Origin of the sequence: Candidatus Sphingomonas phytovorans, from assembly GCA_029202385.1 — a bacterium.
GTDB lineage: Bacteria > Pseudomonadota > Alphaproteobacteria > Sphingomonadales > Sphingomonadaceae > Sphingomonas > Sphingomonas phytovorans.
In genome coordinates, this window is record CP119314.1 from 1,949,632 (window position 1) to 1,971,895 (window position 22,264).

12 protein-coding genes are annotated in these 22,264 nt (G+C 64.5%); 6 read left to right on the top strand and 6 right to left on the bottom strand.

Annotated features, from left to right (window positions below; genetic code table 11):
- The first annotated feature begins 23 nt into the window (after nucleotides 1–23).
- From P0Y59_09075 to P0Y59_09090, 4 genes are all read left to right on the top strand, one after another.
- Nucleotides 24–1,031: a sugar kinase gene (locus P0Y59_09075; GenBank protein ID WEK01807.1), complete on the top strand. Its 1,008-nt coding sequence runs from the start codon at nucleotides 24–26 to the stop codon at nucleotides 1,029–1,031.
- Nucleotides 1,018–2,580, top strand: a complete 1,563-nt coding sequence (locus tag P0Y59_09080; GenBank protein WEK01808.1) for a carboxylesterase/lipase family protein — start codon at nucleotides 1,018–1,020, stop codon at nucleotides 2,578–2,580. Before P0Y59_09075 ends, P0Y59_09080 begins: the two co-directional genes overlap by 14 nt.
- A gap of 367 nt (nucleotides 2,581–2,947) precedes the next feature.
- Nucleotides 2,948–5,839: a TonB-dependent receptor gene (locus P0Y59_09085; GenBank protein ID WEK01809.1), complete on the top strand. Its 2,892-nt coding sequence runs from the start codon at nucleotides 2,948–2,950 to the stop codon at nucleotides 5,837–5,839.
- 77 nt (nucleotides 5,840–5,916) lie between these two features.
- On the top strand, nucleotides 5,917–6,912 hold the full coding sequence (locus P0Y59_09090) for an alpha/beta hydrolase (GenBank protein ID WEK01810.1): 996 nt from the start codon (nucleotides 5,917–5,919) through the stop codon (nucleotides 6,910–6,912).
- A 6-nt stretch (nucleotides 6,913–6,918) separates the two neighbouring features.
- On the opposite strand, the gene P0Y59_09095 is transcribed toward P0Y59_09090, so the two are convergent.
- Entirely contained in the window at nucleotides 6,919–8,535 is a 1,617-nt protein-coding gene (locus tag P0Y59_09095) for a family 43 glycosylhydrolase (protein WEK01811.1), read from the bottom strand.
- Between the two features lie 86 nt (nucleotides 8,536–8,621).
- Here P0Y59_09095 and P0Y59_09100 point away from each other — a divergent pair, with 86 nt between their 5' ends.
- Nucleotides 8,622–9,557, top strand: a complete 936-nt coding sequence (locus tag P0Y59_09100) for a LysR substrate-binding domain-containing protein (protein ID WEK01812.1) — start codon at nucleotides 8,622–8,624, stop codon at nucleotides 9,555–9,557.
- A 58-nt stretch (nucleotides 9,558–9,615) separates the two neighbouring features.
- On the opposite strand, the gene P0Y59_09105 is transcribed toward P0Y59_09100, so the two are convergent.
- From P0Y59_09105 to P0Y59_09115, 3 genes are all read right to left on the bottom strand, one after another.
- The gene (locus P0Y59_09105) at nucleotides 9,616–13,386 is read right to left on the bottom strand and encodes a LamG domain-containing protein (protein ID WEK01813.1); all 3,771 of its coding nucleotides are present in this window, start codon (nucleotides 13,384–13,386) and stop codon (nucleotides 9,616–9,618) included.
- A gap of 158 nt (nucleotides 13,387–13,544) precedes the next feature.
- Entirely contained in the window at nucleotides 13,545–16,127 is a 2,583-nt protein-coding gene (locus P0Y59_09110) for a TonB-dependent receptor (protein WEK01814.1), read from the bottom strand.
- 114 nt (nucleotides 16,128–16,241) lie between these two features.
- The gene (locus P0Y59_09115; GenBank protein ID WEK01815.1) at nucleotides 16,242–17,858 is read right to left on the bottom strand and encodes a sulfotransferase; all 1,617 of its coding nucleotides are present in this window, start codon (nucleotides 17,856–17,858) and stop codon (nucleotides 16,242–16,244) included.
- 72 nt (nucleotides 17,859–17,930) lie between these two features.
- Between P0Y59_09115 and P0Y59_09120 the strand changes: the two genes are divergently transcribed.
- Nucleotides 17,931–19,244, top strand: a complete 1,314-nt coding sequence (locus tag P0Y59_09120) for an amino acid permease (protein ID WEK01816.1) — start codon at nucleotides 17,931–17,933, stop codon at nucleotides 19,242–19,244.
- On the opposite strand, the gene P0Y59_09125 is transcribed toward P0Y59_09120, so the two are convergent.
- Together P0Y59_09125 and P0Y59_09130 are read right to left on the bottom strand one after the other, a co-directional pair.
- Nucleotides 19,216–20,829, bottom strand: coding sequence for an NAD(P)/FAD-dependent oxidoreductase (locus P0Y59_09125; protein ID WEK01817.1), 1,614 nt, complete (start codon nucleotides 20,827–20,829; stop codon nucleotides 19,216–19,218). The two genes, P0Y59_09120 and P0Y59_09125, sit on opposite strands and share 29 nt — an antisense overlap.
- Before the next feature lie 98 nt (nucleotides 20,830–20,927).
- Complete coding sequence (locus P0Y59_09130) at nucleotides 20,928–22,094, bottom strand: aromatic ring-hydroxylating dioxygenase subunit alpha (protein ID WEK02541.1); 1,167 nt, start codon at nucleotides 22,092–22,094, stop codon at nucleotides 20,928–20,930.
- Nucleotides 22,095–22,264 lie beyond the last annotated feature (170 nt).

A 22,264-nucleotide genomic window follows, 5' to 3' on the forward strand; every position in this document is an offset into this window, starting at 1 on the left:
GCGAACGGAGAAGCGGGAATCCCATGAGCAAATTTGTCGCCTTCGGTGAAATCATGCTGCGCTTCTCGCCCCCGGGACGGGAATTGCTGCTCCAGACGCCAAAGCTCGACGTGTGGATCGCCGGCGCCGAAGCCAATGTGGCGAGCGGCCTTGCCCGCCTGGGCCATGATGTCGGCATGGTCACAGCCGTGCCCGACAATGATCTCGGCCGCGCCGCCATCTCCGGCATGCGCGCCAATGGCGTCGACTGCTCGGGCGTGCGCTTCAGCGGCAATCGCATGGGGTTGTATTTCGTCACCAGCGGTGCCGGCATGCGCGCGACCGATGTGATCTATGATCGTGCTGGCTCCTCCTTCGCCGAAGCGCCGGCAAGCGCGTGGGACTGGGACCGGCTGCTGGCGGGGGCCGACCGTCTCCACCTTTCAGGCATCACCCCTGCCCTCGGTCCCGTTCCTGCCGAAGCCGCTATCGCCGCTGCCGAGGCAGCGAGCGCGCGTGGCATAGCCGTCTCGTTCGACGGCAATTATCGCGCGCGGCTCTGGGAAAGCTGGGACAGCGACCCGCGCGGCGTGCTGACGAGGCTCGTTCAGCATGCCGACATCATGTTCGGCAACCACCGCGACGTCGCCCTGCTGCTCGGAAAGGATTTCGGCGGCGACGGCGAGGACCGCCGCCTCGCTTCGTCGGAAGCCGCTTTCGCCGCCTTTCCCAAGCTGAAGCTGATCGCCTCCACTGCGCGGCACGTCGAAGATGCCGACCGGCACCGCCTCTCGGCGCGGATCGATGGCCGCGGCGAGCATGCCCAGACCGAGGAGGTGCTGCTCGCGGGGATCGTCGACCGGATCGGCGCGGGCGATGCCTTTGCGGTCGGCGTGCTCCACGCGCTCCGCTCGGGCGGCGACATCGCCGAGGCAGCGCGCACCGGCCTTGCCCTCACAGCATTGAAACATTCGCTCCCGGGTGATGCAAGCCTGTTCCGCCAGGCCGATATCGACGCCTATCTCGCGGGCGGACTCGATGTACGCCGATGACGGAATCTCGCGACGTGGCCTGATCGGCGCCGGTGCGGCGCTGATCATCGCCGGTTCAGCGCAGGCAGCGCGATCCGGCAGCGTTCGGACATCGTCAGGCGTCTTCGCTGGATCGAACGAAGGCGGTGTCCTCGCGTTTCGCGGCATTCGCTACGGTACCGCCGAGCGCTTCCAGCCGCCCCGGCCGGTATCCCGCGCCGGCGAGACAATCCTTGCCCGGGCGTTCGGACCGGTGGCACCGCAGAAGGACGATCGTTACGGCGCGCAGAGCGAGGATTGCCTGTTCCTCAACATCTGGACCGCCGAAGCCAATCCGGCCGCGAAGAAGCCGGTCATGCTCTACATCCATGGCGGCGCCTATTCGAACGGCAGCAGCACTGACGCGCTCAATGATGGACAGGCGCTGGCGGCACGGGGCGATGTGGTGGTCGTCACCGTCAACCATCGGCTCAATGCGTTCGGCTATCTTTATCTGGCGCGGCTCGATCCGCGGTTCCCCGACAGTGGCAACAACGGCCAACTCGACCTGATCCTTGCCCTCAAATGGGTGCGCGACAATATCGGCGCATTCGGCGGTGATCCGTCTCGCGTGATGGTGTTCGGCCAGTCGGGCGGCGGTGCCAAGATCGCGACGATGATGGGCATGCCTGCCGCCAGGGGCCTGTTCCACCGTGCCGCGACAATGAGTGGCCAGCAGGTGACCGCCTCGGGCCCGCTCAACGCCACCCGCCGCGCGCGGGCCTATCTGGCCACGCTCGGCGCCAGCGAAAAGGACCTGTCAGCCCTGCTGACCATGCCGACCGAAAAGCTGGTCGCCGCGCTCGACACGATCGATCCGATCCTTGGCGGTAGCGTGTATTTCGGACCGGTGCTTGACATGAAATGGCTGGTCCGCCACCCTTTTTGGCCGGACGCCAACCCGCAATCCAACGCGATCCCGATGATCCTCGGCAATACGCATGACGAGACCCGCGCCTTCATATCGCCGGATTCGCCGCGGGTGCAGAGCTTTACCTGGGACAATCTCGCGGAGCACATCGCGCCGGAACTGCGCATCGATGCACTACCGGAATGGGTGGTCGCCGAATATCGAGGCCGTTTTCCCGAATGGTCGCCAGCCGATATCTTCTACCAGGCGACCACCGCCGGCCGAAGCTGGCGCGGCCAGGTGATCGAGGCAGAGGCAAGGGCCCAGGCAAAGACCAATGCATGGGTCTATCAGCTCGATTTCACCTCGCGCACCGATCCCCGGCGCGGGGCCTATCATTCGCTCGATATCGCGCTGGTTTTTGGCACGCTCGGCGCGAAGGGATCGCAGACCGGCATCGCCGCCGACGCGCGAGCAGCCTCGGCCGCGCTGCAGGAAAGCTTCGTCGCCTTCGCCAGAACCGGCGATCCGAACCATGTCGGGCTACCCGAATGGCCGGTTTACGATCTGATCCATCGTCCGACGATGATCTTCGACGCGCGCAGCCAGATCGAGAACGATCCGCGCAAGTGGCAGCGAGAATTGTTCGCCCGGATTCCCTACATCCAGCCCGGAAGCTGAGCGCCCACCTCGCTATTGCGCACGATCCATCGACAGCGCCGCCTTCAAAAAGACCGGCAAGGATCATTGTCCATAGGCATTGACACCGGTTACCAAAGGCGACAAGTTGCAGCTGAGGAAGATCAGCCGAGATTGGTCACCGTAGGAGAGGGCGAATCGCTGGCCGCGTCATGGCCTCCCTCTTCAAATGTATCGACGGCCTTGATGGGCGGCTTGGTCGCCCTGTTCGGCCACCGGTGTCAGCAACGTCGCAAAGCGGCGCAGGAAGGGGTGTGGGGAAATGGGGAATTCAGCTCGAGCCTCGCGGGGCGCAATCTCTCGGAAAGCCGCGAGCGCATCCGTCGGGGCGCTGGCGATCGGCCTGTTGATGCCGGCGATCGCGACGGCGGCCGAGATCAAGCCAGCGGAGACGCCAACCGCCCCAGCCCCTGTCCAACCGTCCGTCGACGCGCAGGAAAGCAGGGCTCCCGGTGCGCCCGTGGAGGAACAGGTCCCGGCCGACGAGCAGGATATCGTCGTCACCGGTTTCCGGCGCTCGCTCGAACAGGCTTTGACCATGAAGCGCGATTCCGTTTCAGCCGTCGATGCCATCGTCGCGGAGGATATCGCGAAGTTCCCCGACCAGAATCTAGCCGAATCGCTGCAGCGTATCCCGGGCATCACTATCCAGCGCGATGGCGGCGAAGGCCGCGCTATCACCGTTCGCGGCCTCGGCGCCCAGTTCACCCGCGTTCGGGTCAACGGCATGGAAACGGTCGCGACGTCGACCGACGGCGCCAGCGCCAACCGCGACCGCGCCTTCGATTTCAATGTCTTCGCCTCCGAGTTGTTCAGTTCGATCGTCGTCCACAAGACGGCCGAGGCATCGCTCGACGAAGGCTCGCTCGGCGCGGTGGTCGATCTGAACACGGGGAATCCGCTTGGCGGCAAGGCCGGTTTCACCGGTGCCCTCTCGGCCCAGGCATCGTACAACGATCTCAGCAAGAAGGTCGGCCCGCGCGTCGCGGGACTGCTGTCGTGGCGGAACGACGCCGGGACCTTCGGCGCGTCGGTTTCAGCCGCCTATTCGAAGATCAACACGCTCGAGCTCGGTAACAATTCGGTCCGCTGGGCGCAGGCGCGCTTCGACTCCGTCGACGGAACGCCCTGCTTCTACAATACGGCCACAGGTGCCCCAAACGTCCCGACGACACCCCGCGCCAACACGGGTGGCACCTATTTCCAGAATGCCGCCTGCGACAAGGCGGCGCTTGCCTTCCATCCGCGTATCCCACGCTATGGCGTGATCGATCATCGGCGCGAACGGCTCGGCATCACCGCCAGCATCCAGTTCGCGCCGACGGATTCCACCAAGGTTTCGATCGACGGCCTCTATTCGCGTTTCAAGGAAGAGCGTGAGGAGAAATGGGCCGAGGTCCTGCTGCGCAGCAACGAGCGCTCGATCGATGTGCTGAACCCAGTCTATGACAGCAACAACAACCTGATCGCGGCGACCTTGAACGATGCCTGGGTCCGCACCGAGCATTATCTGCGCAAGTCGCAGACCGAATTCTACCAGCTTGGCGGCACCTGGGATCAGGACGTGACCGACAGCTTACGGTTCACCCTGCTCGGCGGATTCTCGAAATCCAGCGCTGATATCCCCGTGGAGACGACCTTCGTCTATGATGATCGCGACGCCGCCGGCTACAAATACGACTATCGCAACGCGGCCAGCCCGACGCTGACCTTCGGCACGAGCGTGACCGACCCGGCGAACTTCCAGCTCGCCGAAATTCGCGATCGTCCGTCAAACACCACCAACAAGTTCCGCACTGCCCAACTCCGCACCGAATGGGATGTCGTCGACGGCTTCAAGCTCAAGGCCGGCGCGGTGTATCGCCGCTTCAGCTTCAATACGGTCGGCTTCCTGCGCGACACTGCGGTGTGCGGCAATGGTGGCAAGGATCTTGTGCTGGGCACGATCGACTGCTCGGCGAGCACCGTGTTCGGCCCCTCGGCCATCTACGGCTTTCAGGCAACGCCGGCCATGTCCGACACCATCAATCTGGGCAATGCCGGCCAGCCGACCGGCACGACCACTCAGTGGCTTGTCCCGAACATCGATGCTGCGGCGGCGCTTACCAAACTCTACAGCCGCACTCCGCTGGTCGACGCCGGCAATACCCGCAGCGTGACCGAGACGGTCAAGGGCGGCTATTTCCAGGTCGATGTAAAGGGCGATCTCTTCGGCCTTCGTTACGCGGCCAATGCCGGCGTTCGCTATGCCCATACGGACCAGTCGTCGACCGGACTGAACAGCGGCACGGCGGTGTCAGTCACGCGCGACTATGATGATTGGCTTCCGTCGCTGAACGTCGCCCTGTTTCCGATAGAGAATGTCGTGGTGCGCGGCGCGATTTCGCGGGTCATCACGCGGCCGACCCTGGGCAATCTGACGCCCGGCGGTTCGGTGGACGGCTTCAACTATCGCATCACTTTCGGCAACCCACTCCTCAATCCGTTCCGGGCCACCGCATACGACCTTGCGCTCGAATGGTATTTCGCGCCGCAGTCGATCGCCTCGGTCGCGGTGTTCAAGAAGAACGTGGAAAGCTTCCCGGTCGCCCAAACCTATAGCGGCACCTTCGCCTCGACCGGCCTGCCGAAGTCAGTGCTCCCGACCAGCTCGCCGGCCTATATCAACTTCGATCCCAACCAGATCTACACGATCACCGGCAACGTGAACGGGACGGGCGCAAGCCTGAAGGGCATCGAGCTGTCGATCCAGGCCCCCTTCAAGTTCCTGCCCGGCTTCCTGTCGAACTTGGGCGGCATCGCCAACGCAACCTTCATCGATTCAAGCGCATCCTATACGTTGGCCGGCCCGACGACGGTGGTGAAAACCTCGACCGGCGCGTTCGGGCCAAACGTCGCGACTACACGCACGTCGACCCTGTACGGCCTTTCGAAGACGGCGATCAACGGCACGCTCTATTATGAAGACAAGAAGTTCAGCGCCCGAGGCTCGATCAGTTATCGCGGTCCCTATGTCGACCAGGGCAGCGCCAATGGCAACCTGTTCGAAGGCTATGGCTCGACGATCAACATTGATGCCTCGGTGCGCTATCGCTTCACCGAATGGCTCGAAATGTCAGTCGAGGGCGTGAACCTGACTGACGAATATCGCTATCGTTACAACGACATCGACGCAAACCGGAGTTACGAGAACAATCATTTCGGGCGCACGATCCTGGTTGGCGCACGCGTGAAGATGTAAGTCCGTCCCCCCCCTTGGACTATCCTGACGGACGCGCGCTCACCTGGCGGCGTCCGTTTCTTTTTTCCGGAGGTTCCATGTTCGATCGCCGCGACCTGATCCTTGGAACTCTGGCGGCAAGCGTTGCGACGAGCGCATGGCCGCAGACTCCACCTCCGGCCAAAGCCGGCGAAGCGCCAGTGCCCGGCCTTCCCGATCCGGTGGAGACAATCGATCTCTGGCCTGAAGGCGCGCCGGGCATGCCGGCCGTCCCGCCAGTCGAGACGGTCGATCAACGCGGCACCGACCCCGACCTGCCCGATCGAGCGGTGCGGGGCATCACCCGCCCGCGCCTTGTCGTATTCCGGCCCCGTATCCCCAATGGCGCCGCCGTTCTCGCGATGCCCGGTGGCGGTTATCTGCGCATTGTCATCGACAAGGAAGGCTATGAGATCGCCCAGTGGCTCAGCGCCCGCGGCTACACGGTGTTCGTGTTGTTCTACCGCCTGCCGGGCGACGGCTGGCGGGCCGGATCGGATGTCGCCCTGTCGGACGCACAGCGCGCGATGCGGCTGATCCGCTACCGCGCGCGAGATTTCGCGATCGACCCCGACCGCGTGGCGGCAATGGGTTTTTCCGCCGGCGGTCATCTCTGCGGCGATCTCGCCACCCGGTTTGCGGCGAAGACCTACAATCCGGTCGATGGCGCCGACAAGCTCAGCGCACGCCCGTTCGTCGCTGCACCAATCTATGCGGTACAGTCGATGACCTTGCCGGTGGCCCATGCCGGCTCGCGCGAGCAACTGATCGGCAAGGATGCCGGCCCCGCACTGGAACGGGCGCACACCCCCGCCGGCAACGTCACGAAGCAGACCCCGCCCTGTTTCCTCCTCCATGCCGAGGACGACGCGACCGTGCCGGTCGAGAACAGCCTGTTGTTCCGCGCGGCGCTGAAGGCGCAGGGCATCACGGTCGAGACTCACCTGTTCACCAATGGCGGCCACGGTTTCGGCCTGCGCAGGACGATCGGCAAACCGGTCGAGGCATGGCCCAACCTGTTCATCGAATGGGCGAAGACCCAAGGCCTTGCCTGATCGAGGCTATAGTGCTCGGTAGGTGAAATTGGAGAACCGCGCCTCTCCGGCTCCAGCCGAATAGAGCCCGGGCCGCAGCATCAGGAAACCGCCACGGACATTATGGTGGTATCCCGAGACCTCCATCCCGCGATCGAAGCGAACCCAGGTCAGTCCGCCATCCCCGCTGGTATGTATCGCGACGATATGGCGCTTGTTGGCGATCCGCATCCGCATCTTCCGCCCATGCGGATTGGCGGGTCTGCCGCGCTCGATGCCATATTGGTGCGTGACGAAGCGATCCTGGTCGAACCCGAGCCCACAATAGAGCTTCTCGTCATAGAACAGTACGAGCCCTGCCGTACCACCCGGCGCGATCTCGATATCGCATTCGACCTGATAGCCAAGATCGCCGGCGATCAGCAGCAGCGGCGATGAATCGACCGGCGCGGCACCACTCGCGGTGAGGATCAGGACACCCTTCTCGACGCGGGCCCGCGCGCCTTCCCGCAGGCCCGGCTTGAAGAAATTCCATTTGCTGCCGAGCGCCAACGTCTTGAAATCATCGGATAGTGGCTGGCCATGGGGCAGCGCCTCACCACCCTTGGGTTTCGCAATCGGCGACGAAAGATCACCGCCCTTCATCCGGAACCAGCCATCGGCGGTCCATTCGATCGGGTCGAGCAGCGCCTGACGACCAAGTGTCCAGAACCCGTTTTCGAACCCGTGATAGACCGACCACCAACTGCCGTCCGGCGCCTCGACCAGCGAGGCATGGCCGCGCGACCACCATTTCTCGTCATTGTCGACGGTGCGGACCAGGGGGTTGTGTGGGCAATTCTCCCATGGACCGTGAAGGGACCGGGATCGGGCCGCGATCACCATATGCCCGGTGGGCGGCCCGGCGGTGCCGCCCACAGCAGTGATCATGTAAAACCAGCCGCCGTGCCGGACCAGCTTCGGTCCTTCTGGCGAAAATCCCTCCACATCCCAATCGTCGGGATAATGCCAGGGATCATAGACATGCTCGACCTCGCCGACCGTGGACAGTCCATCCTCGCTCAGCCGGATGCGGTCGCCGCCCGACAGGAACAGCCAGCGCGATCCGTCTTCCCCAACGATATGGCACGGATCGATATGACGGTGCAGGCCCAGATCGACCGGCTCGCTCCAGGGGCCGTCGATATGATCGGCCCAGATCACCCAGATCGAATTGGGCGATGCCTTGGTCGGGATATAGATGAAATAGCGCCCGCCATGCTTCTCCAGCGAGACAGCCCAGACCGACCCTATGTTCCTGGTCAGCGCAGCGCCACGCGGCTGCCAGTTCACGAGATCGCGGGAATGCCAGATCGGAATCCCCGGATAGGAATCGAAGCTGGAGAAGGTCATGTAATAGTCGCTGCCGTCCTTCAGGATCGCCGGATCCGGATGGTCGCCCGCCAGCAGCGGATTGAGGAAGCGCCCATCGCCCAGATCCGCGATACGCTGATTGTCATGGCCGCGGCGCCAATCGGGTATGGCAGGCGTTCGCGCGACCGCCGCCAGCGTCTCGCCGGAACCGACCAGCGCCGCCGCGGTGCCGACAAGCGCCGTGCCGAACATATCGCGCCGATTGATCATGCCGTTACCATTGTCCGCCATCAGCCGGCTCCTGCCTTGAAATCAGCGCCCGCGGCGCGGTTAGGTCTCCGCGCCACGCCCTGCTATTCCCACCGATAGTGGGGGCAGTGCGGGATCGGCATATCGTGGAACTGGCGTGGCTTGAGGATTTCGTGGCGCTTGCTGAAAGCGGCAGCTTCTCCCGCGCCGCCGAAGCGCGCGGCATCGCGCAGCCCGCCTTCGGTCGCCGGATCCGGGCGTTGGAGAGTTGGGTCGGTGTAGCCCTATTCATCCGGTCGTCCAGCGGTGCGACGCTGACGCCGGCCGGCGTTCAATTCAACCAAGGCACGGCCGGGCTGATCGAAACGATCGAGCTTTTGCGCCGCGATGCGCGGGATGCGGCGGAATCCAGCGATAGCGACGCGGCCACGCTCCGTTTCGCCGCGACACACGCGCTCGCCTTCACCTTCTTTCCCGGCTGGATCCGCCAGGTCGAGCAACGTGGCCCGATCGGCCCCATGCGACTGTTCTCCGATACCATGGCTGGGTGCGAGGACTTGATGTTGCAGGGCCAGGCGCAATTCCTGCTCTGTCATCGCCACGCACTGGCAGCGAGCAGGTTCGAACCCAGCCGTTTCAGATCGATCGCCGTGGGAATGGACTCGCTCGTACCACTGACCGCGCCGGACGCGGCCGGAGCCCGGCGCTGGTCGCTCGATCAGATGAGCGTCCCCCTGCCCCTGCTGTCCTACACCGAAGAATCCGGGCTCGGCCGGATCTTTGCGGCGCATCATATCGCAGACCGGATACCGGCGCTTGAGAGCGTGTTCTCCGCCCAACTCGCGGCGACACTGCTTGGCAAGGTGCGCGAGGGTGTTGGCATCGCCTGGCTGCCGGCGGGACTTGCCGCAAAGGACATGGCGGCCGGCACACTGGTGCGCGCGGGAGGACCCGAGTGGGACGTCCCGATCGAAATCGGCCTGTTTCGCCCTCTTGCGCCGCAAAGTGCGGCGGCGGAACGCTTCTGGGCCAGCCTCACCTCCCTCCCCGCAGGGCCAGCATGACGGGTCCCGTGATCCGGGAGAGCATCGGACCTGCAAAGCCAACCGCCTTACGCCGGGGCTATCTGGCAGGAAACGCAACGACATTGTTCAACAAGGTCGTCTCCGGCGCATTGCCCGCCAGCGCGACCCGAACCCGCACCGCGCCTGCCGGCACAATGAGCTTCACCTTTGCCGTCTTCGACTGAAGATCGAGCGGCGCCGCCAGCGGCGGCACCGAGGCGGTCACGAGCACCCGACCCGCAGCGTCTTCCAGCGACAGCGTTCCGCCGGGCGCATCGATCGCGCCGAGACTGTGAACCGTGACGGTCACCACGCGCTTCGTCACCGCAATATCGTCGACGCCAATCCCAAGATCCGCCCGCTGATCCGTCGGCACGCCCGGCGCGACCAGCGCGAACTCGAACACATTCTCCCCTGGCGCGAAAACCAACGGGATCGACGCGCTACGTTCAAGCGTGATCTCGCTAGTGCCGGAAGACCCCGTCATTTTCCACCGCCCCGCGGTCACGTTCCATGCCGTCATGTCCGCCCTTTGCGGCCTGCCGCTGGTGTTCCAGGCGATCACCTTGAACGTGCCCATGGTCGCGCCGGGCACCAGAATGGCCACCTGCTCCGCCGCGCCCGCCTCGGCGAACCGCCAGCTTACGCTGTTGCCCGGCCAAGTCTGGTTCCGGCGCAGGGCGATCCCGCCCAGCCGTTCGCGCTGCAGAATCTCGTTGGGCTGATCGACCCGGTCGGACCACCAATGCCCTTCGGTGTACATATATCGATGCTGCGCCTTGTCGGCGATCGCATCGGCGTGCAGCGCGTCGAGCCATTTGGTGTCGCCGGTCGCGTTCCATGCCGCATAGCGTTCGAATGCGCCGCCGCCCGTCGCCTTCGCGATCAGGGCCGCCCCCCAATCCTTTCGACGATCGAGTGCATCGACCGCATTCTCGTTGATATCGGCGAGGGACGCAGGCCCGCTCTTCGCCGTGCGCCCCAGCACCGGGCAGAGATATTTCTCGTCGCCGGTGAAGCGCCACGCCGCCCAGGCCGATTGAAGCGGCGTCGACACGCCTCCGCCATCGCCCGCCCGCTCCGCGTCGGTACGCCAGTTGATTTCGTTCGGGTATGTCCAGTTCCCGTCCTTGTCCTGGCGGCCATGTGCCATCCAGCCGTCCATCGTACCGGTCACAAGTCCGCGAGCAGCTGGGTTCCCGTTATAGAGGCCGATCAGGATCGGCGCGTGCATCACCGTAAAGCTGTAGGGCTTCTGCCATTCCCACGGTCCCTCGCGGTACATCTTCGTGCCGCCGTACCAGTTGCTGGCGAAATGCAAGTGACCGGCTGAATTCTTCTGAACCACACCGGACAGCGCGCGAGCAGTCGCCATCAGCCGCTCGACCGCCTTGGGCTCGCCCCAATTGAGGTAAAGCCGTTCAGCGTCGCTGTTGAGCCCTTCCTCATAGGCATGCAGTTCGTCGGTGGTGATCGTGCCGAGCCCATTGGTGATCATGCGGTTGGCATATGCAGCGTCGGACAGCGCACGGACCGATGCGTTGATCTTGTCCGGTTCCACCCCCATCAGCGCGAGGCCCGGCCATTGCTGCACCAGATCGGTATCGTCTGAGATGCCGCCACCGAAATCGCCATAGGGCACCTGTCGGTTGTCGATCCACCAGGTCACGAACTGGCGGACCAGCTTTAGATCCTCGAGCTGCCGGAACGCCCAGAGCGGTACGCCGGCCGGCGCCTGGGGCTGGGTAAAGGCCGGAAAATTATGCTCGCCATAGCTGATGTCGGCCCAATAGCGCCGAGCCTCGGCGTTGTCGGGGTCGACCCGCAGCAGGTCGGAGACATCGGTATAGAGGCGACGATAGAGCCCGGCGCGCTTGGACGAGGTATGCTCCTCGACCAGGAAACCCCAATTGTCCTTCACCTGGTTGAACCGGTCGGCGATATGCTCCGGCAGCGCGGCCGCGCGATCCTTGAACACCAGCCGCACTTTCATCCCATCAAGCGACTGCGCCCCAAAATCGGGCGCGGCGGAGGCCATGGTCAGAAATAGGCTGTCGTCAGTCAGAATACGATCGCGCAGGTCAAGCCAGACGGTCCGTTTCTCCCCCGGCCGCACCGAGACCGACACGTCGATCATGTCGCGGCCTGGCCAGATCGGGTCCTTCACCCGGATATTGAGCGGGATCAGCCCGTCCGCACCGGGGGTCGCCTTCAGCCCCGGGATATCGAGCGCGATGCCGTCGAGCCCGTCATGCATATTCTCCCAGCCATAGTTCCATGAGCGTGCGGAGGGGCGCCCGGGAAACGCATCGCCAAAGCCCGACGGGACCAGGATATGGACGATCGGCGCGCTACCCTCGACATGTACGGCCGCGGTCGTGGCAGCCGCGTTGCCGGCACCCGCCGCGGCACGCGCACCGGCGGGCAGCGCCACCACCGTCGTGCGTTCGTCCGGGGCATAGCGACCGGCGATATAGTCGTTAAGCGCGGAGAGCGCGGCAAAGGCCGGCGCGGCATTGGCCTGCACGGTGTAACTCAGCGTGAAGCTGCCCTCGGGCTCGGCCGCGTCGGTCACCTCATAGGCCCAGATTTCCTGGATCGGTGTCTCCTGCGCGGTGTTCGCGAAGCGCAGCTTCCCGCCCGCCCTGCGCCCGAAGCTGTCGATGCTGCGCACCATCCCCTGCGGGCGCCGTCCCAGCGTGGCGTACGACGCACCGTCCTCCGACCAGCTCAGCGAACCATAGGCAGCACCCCGGATCTCGACCCGGTTGAAGTGCACGCCCGCCGGCACCGTCAGATCATAAGTCTTGCCGCCCTCGACATAGGTGTTCCAGTCAGGCAGCTGGAAATAATCGTTGCGTCCGGGCAGGCGCGAGCGGTTGTACACGCCCGGCCAGGTCGTCTCCGCAATCCCGTCGATCCCCTTCCAGTTCCACTGCTTCAGATCCCTCGCATCGGCAAACTCGACCTTGCGGATGCTGGTGGTATTGCTCGTCAGCGCGGGCGGCGATGCAGTATCCCAGCCGAAGCGATGGAGCCAGGCGACGCGCCGCGCTGCTTCGGTGCCGGCAGGGGCTGCGGCCGGCTCGCGATTGTCGGCCAGTGCCGCGACATCGGCGGCGGCGAGCATATGATCATAGACGCGGATTTCATCGACGTCGCTGCCACGCATGAAGTGGTAGCGGCTCTGCACCTGATGCGGCGAGATGATCCGCCCGGCCAGGCCGAACTGATCGAGACCGGAATCGAGATCGGCCTTGCCGTCCTTGCGTGCCACTTCCTTGCCGTCGACGAACAGCCGAACGCCGACACCCTCGTCCCACGAAAAGGCAATATGCTTCCACTGGTCCGCGGCGGGCAACTGGTCGATCCGGAACGACACGCGACTCCGCGCGAGATTGGCATCGGTAACGAAGGCATCGAAGCCGTGACCGTTCCAGTCGATGCGCAGGAACGCCATGTCCCAGCTCGAATGATCGGCGAATCCAACGCGGAAGATCGCAAACGGGGCCTCACCCACCGGCGTGCGCGGCCGCCAGAAGAAGGAAAGCGTGCCGCGCTGGGCATAGATATTACCCGGCGCGCGCCAGGCCACATAGCCATCGTCTTCCCACCGGATCGCCCCGCCCGACTTGCCGCCGGGCACGATCGCGACATTGCTCTGGAAATTGGGTTCAGCCTCGCCCCCGGCGCGCTCGGCGATCAGGCTCTGGTCGGCGGAGACGCGGAACAGCAAGCCGGCAGGATCGGGCGCTGACCGGGCATGGGCGCTGCTGGCGGCCAGTGCGATCCCCAACGCGATCCAGGACGTGCGAAGGGCCAATGTCACGCGCTCTCTCCCTTACAGGAGACGGTTACATCCCGCCTTCCCTCGCCTGACTATGCCAGTACATGACACCGGTATCAATCCACGTTTCGGGCTATGTGCTTCGGAGATCGGCCGATACGGGAAAGAAGGCGGCGGGCCTTGCCCGCCGCCTTGCGTTCTCAGAACTTCGCGCCCGCCCTCACGCCGATCGTGCGCGGCGTGACCGGAACGATATAAGGCCGCTGCGAGCAACTTCCGCATTCCTGGAACCGCGAAAGCTGGCCGCGCTCGTCGAAGGCGTTCTGCACGAAGAACTCGAGCGAATAGCTGCCCAGATCCGTACCGATCGCGAAATTGGCGATGGTATAGGCCGGCAGGCGCCCCTGCAGCGCGGCCGGGTTGACCACTGCCCCTGTCCCGGTCTGAATGACCGCGGTGCGGATATCCGATGCCGCCGAACTCTGATGCGCCACGATACCCTGGATATAGGGTTTTATCGAACCGAGGTCGAAGGTGTAGCGCGCCGTGGCATTAACCTTGACGCGCGGCGTGACCGGCAGCCTCGTACCCGCCGGAGCCGAGATGAGGTTGGCCTCGCCCCCCGGCCCCGGCAGGGTGCAGGAGAAGCTCGGGTCGTCGAACAGGCACAGATTCTTCCTGGTCTTCGCGTCGGTGTACGACCCCGCCGCGGTCAGCACGAGCGCGCCGAGATTGAGATTGGCATCCATCTCGATACCGCGAATCCGCGCATCCGGGCCGTTGTGGATTTCGGTGAAGCTGTTCTGGCCAAGGAAGGAGAACTGGAACTTCTTCCATTCCTGCTGATAGATGGCACCGTTGAAACGAAGCTTGCCGCCGGCAAGCGTGGTCTTCCAGCCGATCTCGTAATTGGTCAGATAATCCGCTGCATAAGGCGGGATAGTACCGCGCCGATTGATGCCGCCCGGCCGGAAACCGCGCGACCATGTGGCATAGAGCAGCACATCCTGAACGGGTTTCCATGTGAGGTTCAGCTTGTGCGTGAACCCCTGGCCCTGCGTGTTGACCGGTTGCAGCCCCCGACCGGCCGCGTAGACGGCCAGGTTGGTGCACGGGCTGCCCGCGACCGCCGGCGGAAGCAGGGTGAGCGAGCTGCTATAGGTATCGGTATCGCGATCATAGAGCCGCTGGCCCGAGGTCGTGAAACATTGCGCGACGCCGGTGCGGTTGCTGCCGGCGGCGTTGGGCGGCGAATCCGAGAAACCGTTGCCCGGATTGCGTCCGAAGCCGAAGAAACCGATCAGCGAATTATCATAGATGAAGGCGCGACCGCCCGCCGTGAAGGTCAGGTTCGGCAGGATGTCGAAGGCAGCCTCCCCGAACATCGCGTAATCCTTGTCGACGCGGTGCTGCTGAGTGAGCCACAAGGTCCCGGGGGAGCCGTTCACCGACAGCTCCGGCGCAAGACCCGGCACCTGGTAATCCTGGTGGATGTCGTTGCTCTGGCGCTGATAGAAGGCGCCGGCCACCACGCGGAACCGCTCACCCTGCGGCGAGGCGACGCGGAACTCCTGGCTCATCTTCTTGAAGTGATCGCTGCCGAGCACGTTCTGGCGCGGGTCGATCGTCGCACCGGCAGCATTCTTGAAGTAGAAATAGTTGCTGATGCCGCCGACCGACGCATAGAGATGGTCATATTGCTCGGCATAATCGGTATAGTCGGTCGAGGAAAAATCCTTCCGGTCGAGATAGGCACCGGCATAGGTGAGATCCCAATTGCCGAGCTTGCCCTCGATCGTCAGCGCCGCCTGGATGAAGCGGTCCCGCCGATATTCGGGATAGAAATGCTGGACCTTGAGGTCACCGACCCGGGGATCATAGCCGTAGCTGCCGTGCGAGCGGGTATCCTGATAGATCGCCGCAGGCGTGATCGTCCAGTTGTCGTCCAGGTCGATCTTCAGCGCGGCGCGGCCACCCCAGATCTCCGTGTCGTTATAGTCCTTCTTCACGAATTTGGCGTTGTTGACCGAGATGCCGCCATTCGTTGCCGTGCATCCGAGCGGATTGGTTTCGGGCAGGAAGCTGCGGCAGCCGGGCACGTTGTCGATATAGCCGGCGTCCTTCTGGTAGAAGCCGACCGCGCGGAACGCGATGTCCTGCGAGATGGGCACGTTGATCATGCCCTCCAGCTTGCCGCCCACGCCACCCTTGTTGACGCTGTTCACCTCTCCGTCGACTCGGCCGTACAAACCGCTCGTATCGGGCTTGTTCGTGATGATGCGGACCGTACCCGCCTCGGACGATGCGCCGTACAGCGTGCCCTGTGGGCCGGCGAGACTCTCGATGCGGGCGATGTCGTAGACATGGACGTCAAGGTTGCCGCCGATCGTGGTGACGGGCTGCTCATCGAGATAGACGCCGACCGACGGCAGCGACCCCGAATGGTTGCCGTCGCCGCCCGACGCGACGCCGCGCATATAGACGACATTGGTGCCGGGCGTGCCACCCAGCGCCTGGAAGGATACCGACGGCAGCAACTGGGAATATTCGGCGAAGTTGGTGATGTTCAGCTGGTCGAGCTTCTTCGTGCCGATCGCCTGGATGCTGATCGGCACGTTCTGGATATTCTCCTCGCGCTTCTGCGCGGTGACGATGATGTCGTCCTGCCCGCTGGGAGCAGCCTCTTGGGTGTCGGCGGACGTCGATTGTGCGAACGCCGGGGGTGCCAGGCTCGTGCAGGCGAGCAGAGCGGTGACGGCGAGTTTACGCTTGGTGACATGCATCGTGGGCCCCCGATGAAATTATCTGTCGGGATGCTGTTCGCGGCCGCAACATCCGTCAATCGCAACGGGCGCCTCAAATCATTTCGCGGCCGCATCGTGACAGTTTTGCAACGTTCAGACGAAGGCGGGCACGCCCGGATAACTGTCCAGCACGTCGCCCAGCGCTGCCTTCAGCGGGTCGAGCCACGGCTCGAACGGTTTCCAGCTTTCGGTGCCTTCGCGAAAGATAGGCCGGCGCACCTGCTCCGAGCTCGCGGTGCGAACCGCGCGCTCGGTCTTGTGAAAATCGAGGCAGGCCGGGTCGAACTCCAGTCCGCACGCCCCCAGCAACGCCCGCACTTCAACTTCGGTATCGTCCACCATCCGCTCATAGATCACGCGGTGGACGAGGCCGGGCAGCACCCTGTCGACATGCGCCAGCAGCCGCACATAGTCGCGATAATATCGCCCCATGTCCTCAAGCGCGTAGGTGAACGCCTGCCCTCGCGCGAAATGCTGCTTGAAGTTGGAGAAGCAGCAGCCGAGCGGATGGCGCCGCGCATCGACGATCTTCGCCCCGGGCAGGATCAAGTGGATGAACGGCAGATGCGCCCAGTTGTTGGGCAGCTTGTCGATGAAGAAAGGGCGGTCGGTGCGCCGCTGAACGCTCGCCCGGCGCAGATATTCCTCGCCGATCTCACGAAGGCGCGACGGCGCAAGGGCATCCACGCCCTGAGGATAATCAGCGATCTGCCGGGCGAGGAAGGGAATATCGGGAAGCTCCGACGTCCCCTCGACCAGCGGGTGGCTCGACAGGATCTGCTCGACCAGTGTCGATCCGGCGCGCGGCATGCCCAGGATGAAGATCGGATCGGACGCGTCGCACCCCTGCCCCGCCCGTGCGGCAAAGAAATCTGGCGTGAAAAGTGCCACGCTCCGGTCGACGAACGCCTCGGTCTCGTCCGCATCATAGACGATCTTCGTCCGCCGCAGCGCATTGCCCGCCGCATAATGACCGAACGCGGCATCCGCCTCTTTGCGATCCTCGAATGCCTTGCCGAGCGCGAAATCGAGATGGAAACGGTCCTCGGCCGAAATATCGTCGCGGCCAAGGGCAGACCGCATCGCCGCGATATCGGCTTCGTCGAAGCGAACGGTCTTCAGGTTCGCGAGACTCCACCACGCCTCGCCCAGTCCGGGCGTCAGCGCGAGCGCCCGGCGATAGGCCGCGACGCCGTCAGCCTGCCGACCGACCGTCTTGAGCATATGGCCATAGCTCATCCAGACGCGCGGCTGGTGCGGCGTGCCCTTCAGCACAGCTTCGTACAGGTCGATCGCCTCGTCGAAACCGCCAATCCGCCCAAGCGCCGCCGCCTTCAGATTGGCATGGCCCGGATTGTCCGGCTCATCGTCGAGCACGAGGTCGAGCTGGGCGATCGCCTCGGCCGACCGGTTCTGCCGGTAAAGCGCGATCGCGAGGTTCGCGCGCGCCGCGGTGAACTCAGGCGACAAGTCGAGCGCGCGGCGCAACAGGGTCTCGGCGTCCTTGTAGCGACCGATCCTTCCGGCAAGCTCCGCCAGCATGCGGATCGCGGCAACATCGAACGGGTCCTCCTTGAGGTGCGCACGCAGCAGCGGCTCCGCCACCGACAGCGCATTGTCGTGCAGCGCCAGCGCGGCGTCGATCAGCCGTGGCGGCCAGCGGCTGCTCTCCGGATGCCATGTCGATTGCGAGGGGGGGATGCTTGCCATGTCGTGCCACCAAGAAACATGGTGCGCGCCGCCGATCAAGCCGTAGAGTGCGCGATAGGGGAGATCGTCCGAATGTCAGTACCGCCCTCACGTGCCGCCCTGGGCTTCTGGACCTGTCTTGCGCTGGTCGTCGGCAACATGATCGGCTCCGGCGTCTACATGCTGCCCGCGACACTCGCCCCGCTCGGCTGGAACGGCATGATCGGCTGGTTCGTCACGATCGGCGGCGCGCTGTGCCTCGCCTTCGTCTTCGCGCGGCTCGGCGCGAAGCTGCCGCTCGCTGGCGGGCCTTATGCCTTCACCCAGGCAGCGTTCGGCCCAGGCGTCGGCTTTGCGGTAGCCTGGAGCTATTGGGTGCTGATCTGGGCCGGCAACGCCGCGATCGCTGTCGCCGTGGTCAGTGCCCTCAGCCTGATCGTGCCCGCACTCGGCTCGACACCGGGCCTGCCAGCGATCGCAGCACTCGCGGTCATCTGGATATTGATCGCGGTCAACATCCGCGGAGTAGCGCTCGCCGGCCAGGTTCAGTTCGTGACGACGGTGCTCAAGCTGGTGCCGCTCGCGGGTGTCATCATCCTCGCGGCGTGGCTGTTGCTGCGGGACGGCAGCGGCGCGATCGCCCCCAGCACGCCGGTACCGCTCGGCGCCGGCGCGATCGCCGGTGCGGCGGCGATCACCTTCTGGGGCTTTCTAGGCGTCGAATCCGCGACCGTCCCCGCCGACAAGGTGGAAAATGCAGCGCGCGTCGTGCCGCGCGTCACCCTAATCGGCACCGTGCTGACCGGGCTCGTCTATGTGCTTGTCTCCGGCGCCGCCATGTTCATGATGCCTGCGGCGATCACCGCAGCCTCCCCGGCCCCGATCGCCGAGTTCCTGGGTCGCAGCTTCGGGCCGCGCACGGCCGAGATCGTCGCCCTGTTCGCCGCGATCAGCGCTTTCGGCACACTCAACGGCTTCATCCTGCTGCAGGGAGAGATGCCCTGGGCGATGGCGCGCGGCGGCGTGTTTCCGGCCTGGTTCGGCCAGGAGAGCCGCTTCGGCACGCCGGCCCGCGCCCACCTCGTCTCGGGCCTGCTCGTCACGGTGGTGACGCTGATGAACTATGCCAGCTCGATGGGGCAGCTCTTCCAGGACATCGCGTCGATCTCGCTCGCCGCCGGCATGCTCGCTTATCTGGCGTGCGCGCTCGCTGCGATCCGCCTGCTGCCTCATGACTTGCCGTTGAAGATCGCGGCCGGGATCGCCGCGATCTTCGTCGTGTGGATGGTCTACGGCCTGGGCCTGAAGGCCGATCTCTGGGGTCTCGCGCTGCTGCTGCTCGGCCTGCCGGTCTATTGGTCGGTCAGGCGCGGCCGGGTCACTTCCAGCGCCGCCACCGGCCCATGATCCCGCGATCGGCGATGATCTCGTGCGCCGCATTATGCCCCGGCGCGCCGGTCACGCCGCCGCCCGGATGGGTCCCTGCGCCGCACATATAAAGGCCCCTGATCGGCGACCGATAGTCGCCGTGGCCAAGCACCGGCCGCGACGCCCAGAGCTGGTCGAGCGACATGTGCCCGTGCATGATGTCGCCGTCGATCAGCCCGAACTTCCGCTCCAGGTCGAGCGGCGAATGAATCTGCCGCGCGATCACCGCGCTCTTGAAGTTCGGTGCATGCTTCGTGACCGTGTCGATGATCAGGTCGGCGGCCGCCTCCCGCTCGTCGTCCCATGACCGGCCATCGGGCAATACCGGCGCGAATTGCTGGCAGAACAGGCTGGCGATGTGCATGCCCGGCGGCGCCAGGCTGTCGTCGATCGAGGTCGGCAGCTTCATCTCGACGATCGGCTCGTCGGACCACCCCTTCACCTTCGCGTCGGCGAACGCCTTGTCCATGTAATCGAGCGTCGGCGAGATGATGATGCCGCAGGTATGATGTTCCGCGACATCCTTGCCTGGCAACACCGAGAAGTCGGGCAATTCTGACAGCGCGACGTTCATTCGAAACGTGCCCGAACCAGTCTTGAAATTGTCCATCCGTCGCGCGAATTCCGGCGTCATGTCGGCTCGGTCGACCAACTGGCGGTAAAGCAAGGCCGGGCCGACATTCGCCGCGACGATGTCGGCCGCGATCTCTTCCCCGCTCTCGAGCTTCACGCCGGTGGCTCGGTTGCCGTCGACCAGCACCCTAGCGACCGGCGCCTCCAGGCTGATCTCGACGCCCATATCGGCGCACGCCTCGGCCATGAACTGGGTGATCGCGCCCATGCCACCAACACTGTGGCCCCAAGCGCCTTTCTTGCCATTCACTTCGCCGAACACGTGGTGGAGCAGGACATAGGCGCTGCCCGGCGTATCGACGCTGGCGTAATTGCCGACCACGGCGTCGAAGCCGAAGGCGGCCTTAACATATTCGTCCTCGTACCAGCTATCGAGGAAGTCGCGCGCCGACTTCACGAACAGGTCCATCACGTCGCGCTGCGCCTCGATCGACATGCCGGCGAGGCGCTTGCCCTGTGCCGCAGCCGCCAGCAGCGCGCGGATGCCACCACCGGCATTCGGGGGGGTCTTGAGCGCCATGTCACGCAGCACTTCGGCAACACGTTCCAGCGCTTCCTCATATTTCGGGAAGGTGTCCGCATCCTTCCGCGAATAACGCGCAAACTCCGCCCAGGTGCGATCCTCGCCCCCGCCGAGCTTGAGATATCCGTTCTCGTTCGGGAAGAAGTTGGAGATCGTCCGCTCGATGATTCGCCAGCCGCGTTCGTGCAGGCGCATGTCCCTGATCACCTTCGGGCGGAGCAGGCTGACGGTGTAACTCGCGGTCGAGTTGCGGAAACCGGGGTGGAACTCCTCGGTGACGGCCGCGCCGCCGACAACGTCGCGGCGTTCCAGCACACGGACCTTCAACCCTGCGCGCGCGAGATAGAAGGCGCAGACAAGGCCGTTATGGCCACCGCCGATGATGAGCGCGTCGTATTTCTGGGTCATTCAGCCAACCATTCATTTCGAGCGAAGTCGAGAAACCGCGTCAGGCGGGCCCGTGGCCGTGTCTCGACTTCGCTCGACACGAACGGGGTGGATCTCAACTACTCCACGACTCTGGGCCGCCGGCTCCATCCGGGTGCCGGAGCGCGAGGCAACCGGGCCTCGGGAATCAGGCCCCGGATCTTCTTCGCAAAACTTCGCAGGCACACCTCGCTCGCCCCGATCGGACCGACCGTGTAGCTTTGCGACGCCATGCCCTGCTGCACGCGGGTGATCAGCCAGGTATCCTCGGCATTCACCGTCCGGTTGATCCGCCAGTTCGCGTAGCGCACCAGCTTCATCTCACGCCGGTCATCAGGCAGCGCGAAGGCCATCTCGCGCAGCACGCAGGTGGTCGGCGACAGCGGCAGCCACTGCATGAAATCGACCTGGTCGGGATAGATGTCGAAGGCCATGTTCGGCCACAGCTTGTAATAGAGCCACAGCTTCTGCTGCGCCTCGGGCAGATGCTCGGCGCGAGGCAGATAGGCCTGGTACAGCCGCTCCCACCGGTCGTTCGAGGGCTTGTCGGCGAGATAGCCCGACATCTTGTCGACCCAGGGCTTCGCCTCGATCGCGTAGCTCTTGCCGAACAGGCGGGTCAGCCCGGCATGGGCGACCGGGATGTGCAGATTGTCCGAATAATTGTCGCCAACATTCTTCCAGTTCACCGTCCGCTCGCGCAGCCGCACCGGGCTGAGCGTTCGCATTTCCTCGAAACGATACGGCGCGATCTCCGGCTCATAGGGCGCCATCATCTCAGCGACCGACGGCCCGCCATTATCCTCCAGCCGAACGAACACGAAGCCGTTCCAGATCTCGATATCGACGGTCGCGAGGCCGTTCTTCGTCATGTCCAGCGCCGGATAGTCGCCCTTCATCGGCACGCCGGTCAGCCGGCCGTCAAGTTCATAGGCCCAGGCATGGTACGGGCAGACCAGCTTCCTGGCGCACCCCGCCGGCCCTTCGACCAGCCGCATCGCGCGATGGCGGCAGACATTGGCGAACGCGCGCACCGTGCCGTCCTCGCCGCGCACCACGATCACGCTTTCACCGATATAATCGAGCGTATGATAATCACCGGGCTTCGGGATGTCGCCGACATGGCAGACGATCTGCCACGACGGCCGGATCACCCGAGCCACCTCGACGTCGAAATATTCGGGATCGGTATAGAGCCAGCCTGGCAGGCTGAAATCGGCGTCGGGGTCATTGCCCTCGGCCCCCATGGCTCCTTCGCCCGTGTCCGCGTAGCGATGCGCCATGCCGGCCTCCTCTGCTTGTTGGACGATCGTATAACAACGTTGCGCAAGACGCAACCACCGTTCGTTTCGGATGAGTCGAGAAATTAGGACCAGCTCAGCGCAATTGTTTCTCGACTTCGCCCGGCACGAACGGG

Bases quoted from the DNA above. Each gene is read 5' to 3' on its own strand.
- P0Y59_09085 (WEK01809.1), top strand. From the start codon at position 2,948: ATGCCGGCGATCGCGACGGCGGCCGAGATCAAGCCAGCGGAGACGCCA.
- P0Y59_09090 (WEK01810.1), top strand. From the start codon at position 5,917: ATGTTCGATCGCCGCGACCTGATCCTTGGAACTCTGGCGGCAAGCGTT.
- P0Y59_09125 (WEK01817.1), bottom strand. From the start codon at position 20,829: ATGACCCAGAAATACGACGCGCTCATCATCGGCGGTGGCCATAACGGC.
- P0Y59_09075 (WEK01807.1), top strand. From the start codon at position 24: ATGAGCAAATTTGTCGCCTTCGGTGAAATCATGCTGCGCTTCTCGCCC.
- P0Y59_09110 (WEK01814.1), bottom strand. From the start codon at position 16,127: ATGCATGTCACCAAGCGTAAACTCGCCGTCACCGCTCTGCTCGCCTGC.
- P0Y59_09115 (WEK01815.1), bottom strand. From the start codon at position 17,858: ATGGCAAGCATCCCCCCCTCGCAATCGACATGGCATCCGGAGAGCAGC.
- P0Y59_09095 (WEK01811.1), bottom strand. From the start codon at position 8,535: ATGGCGGACAATGGTAACGGCATGATCAATCGGCGCGATATGTTCGGC.
- P0Y59_09120 (WEK01816.1), top strand. From the start codon at position 17,931: ATGTCAGTACCGCCCTCACGTGCCGCCCTGGGCTTCTGGACCTGTCTT.
- P0Y59_09080 (WEK01808.1), top strand. From the start codon at position 1,018: ATGTACGCCGATGACGGAATCTCGCGACGTGGCCTGATCGGCGCCGGT.
- P0Y59_09130 (WEK02541.1), bottom strand. From the start codon at position 22,094: ATGGGGGCCGAGGGCAATGACCCCGACGCCGATTTCAGCCTGCCAGGC.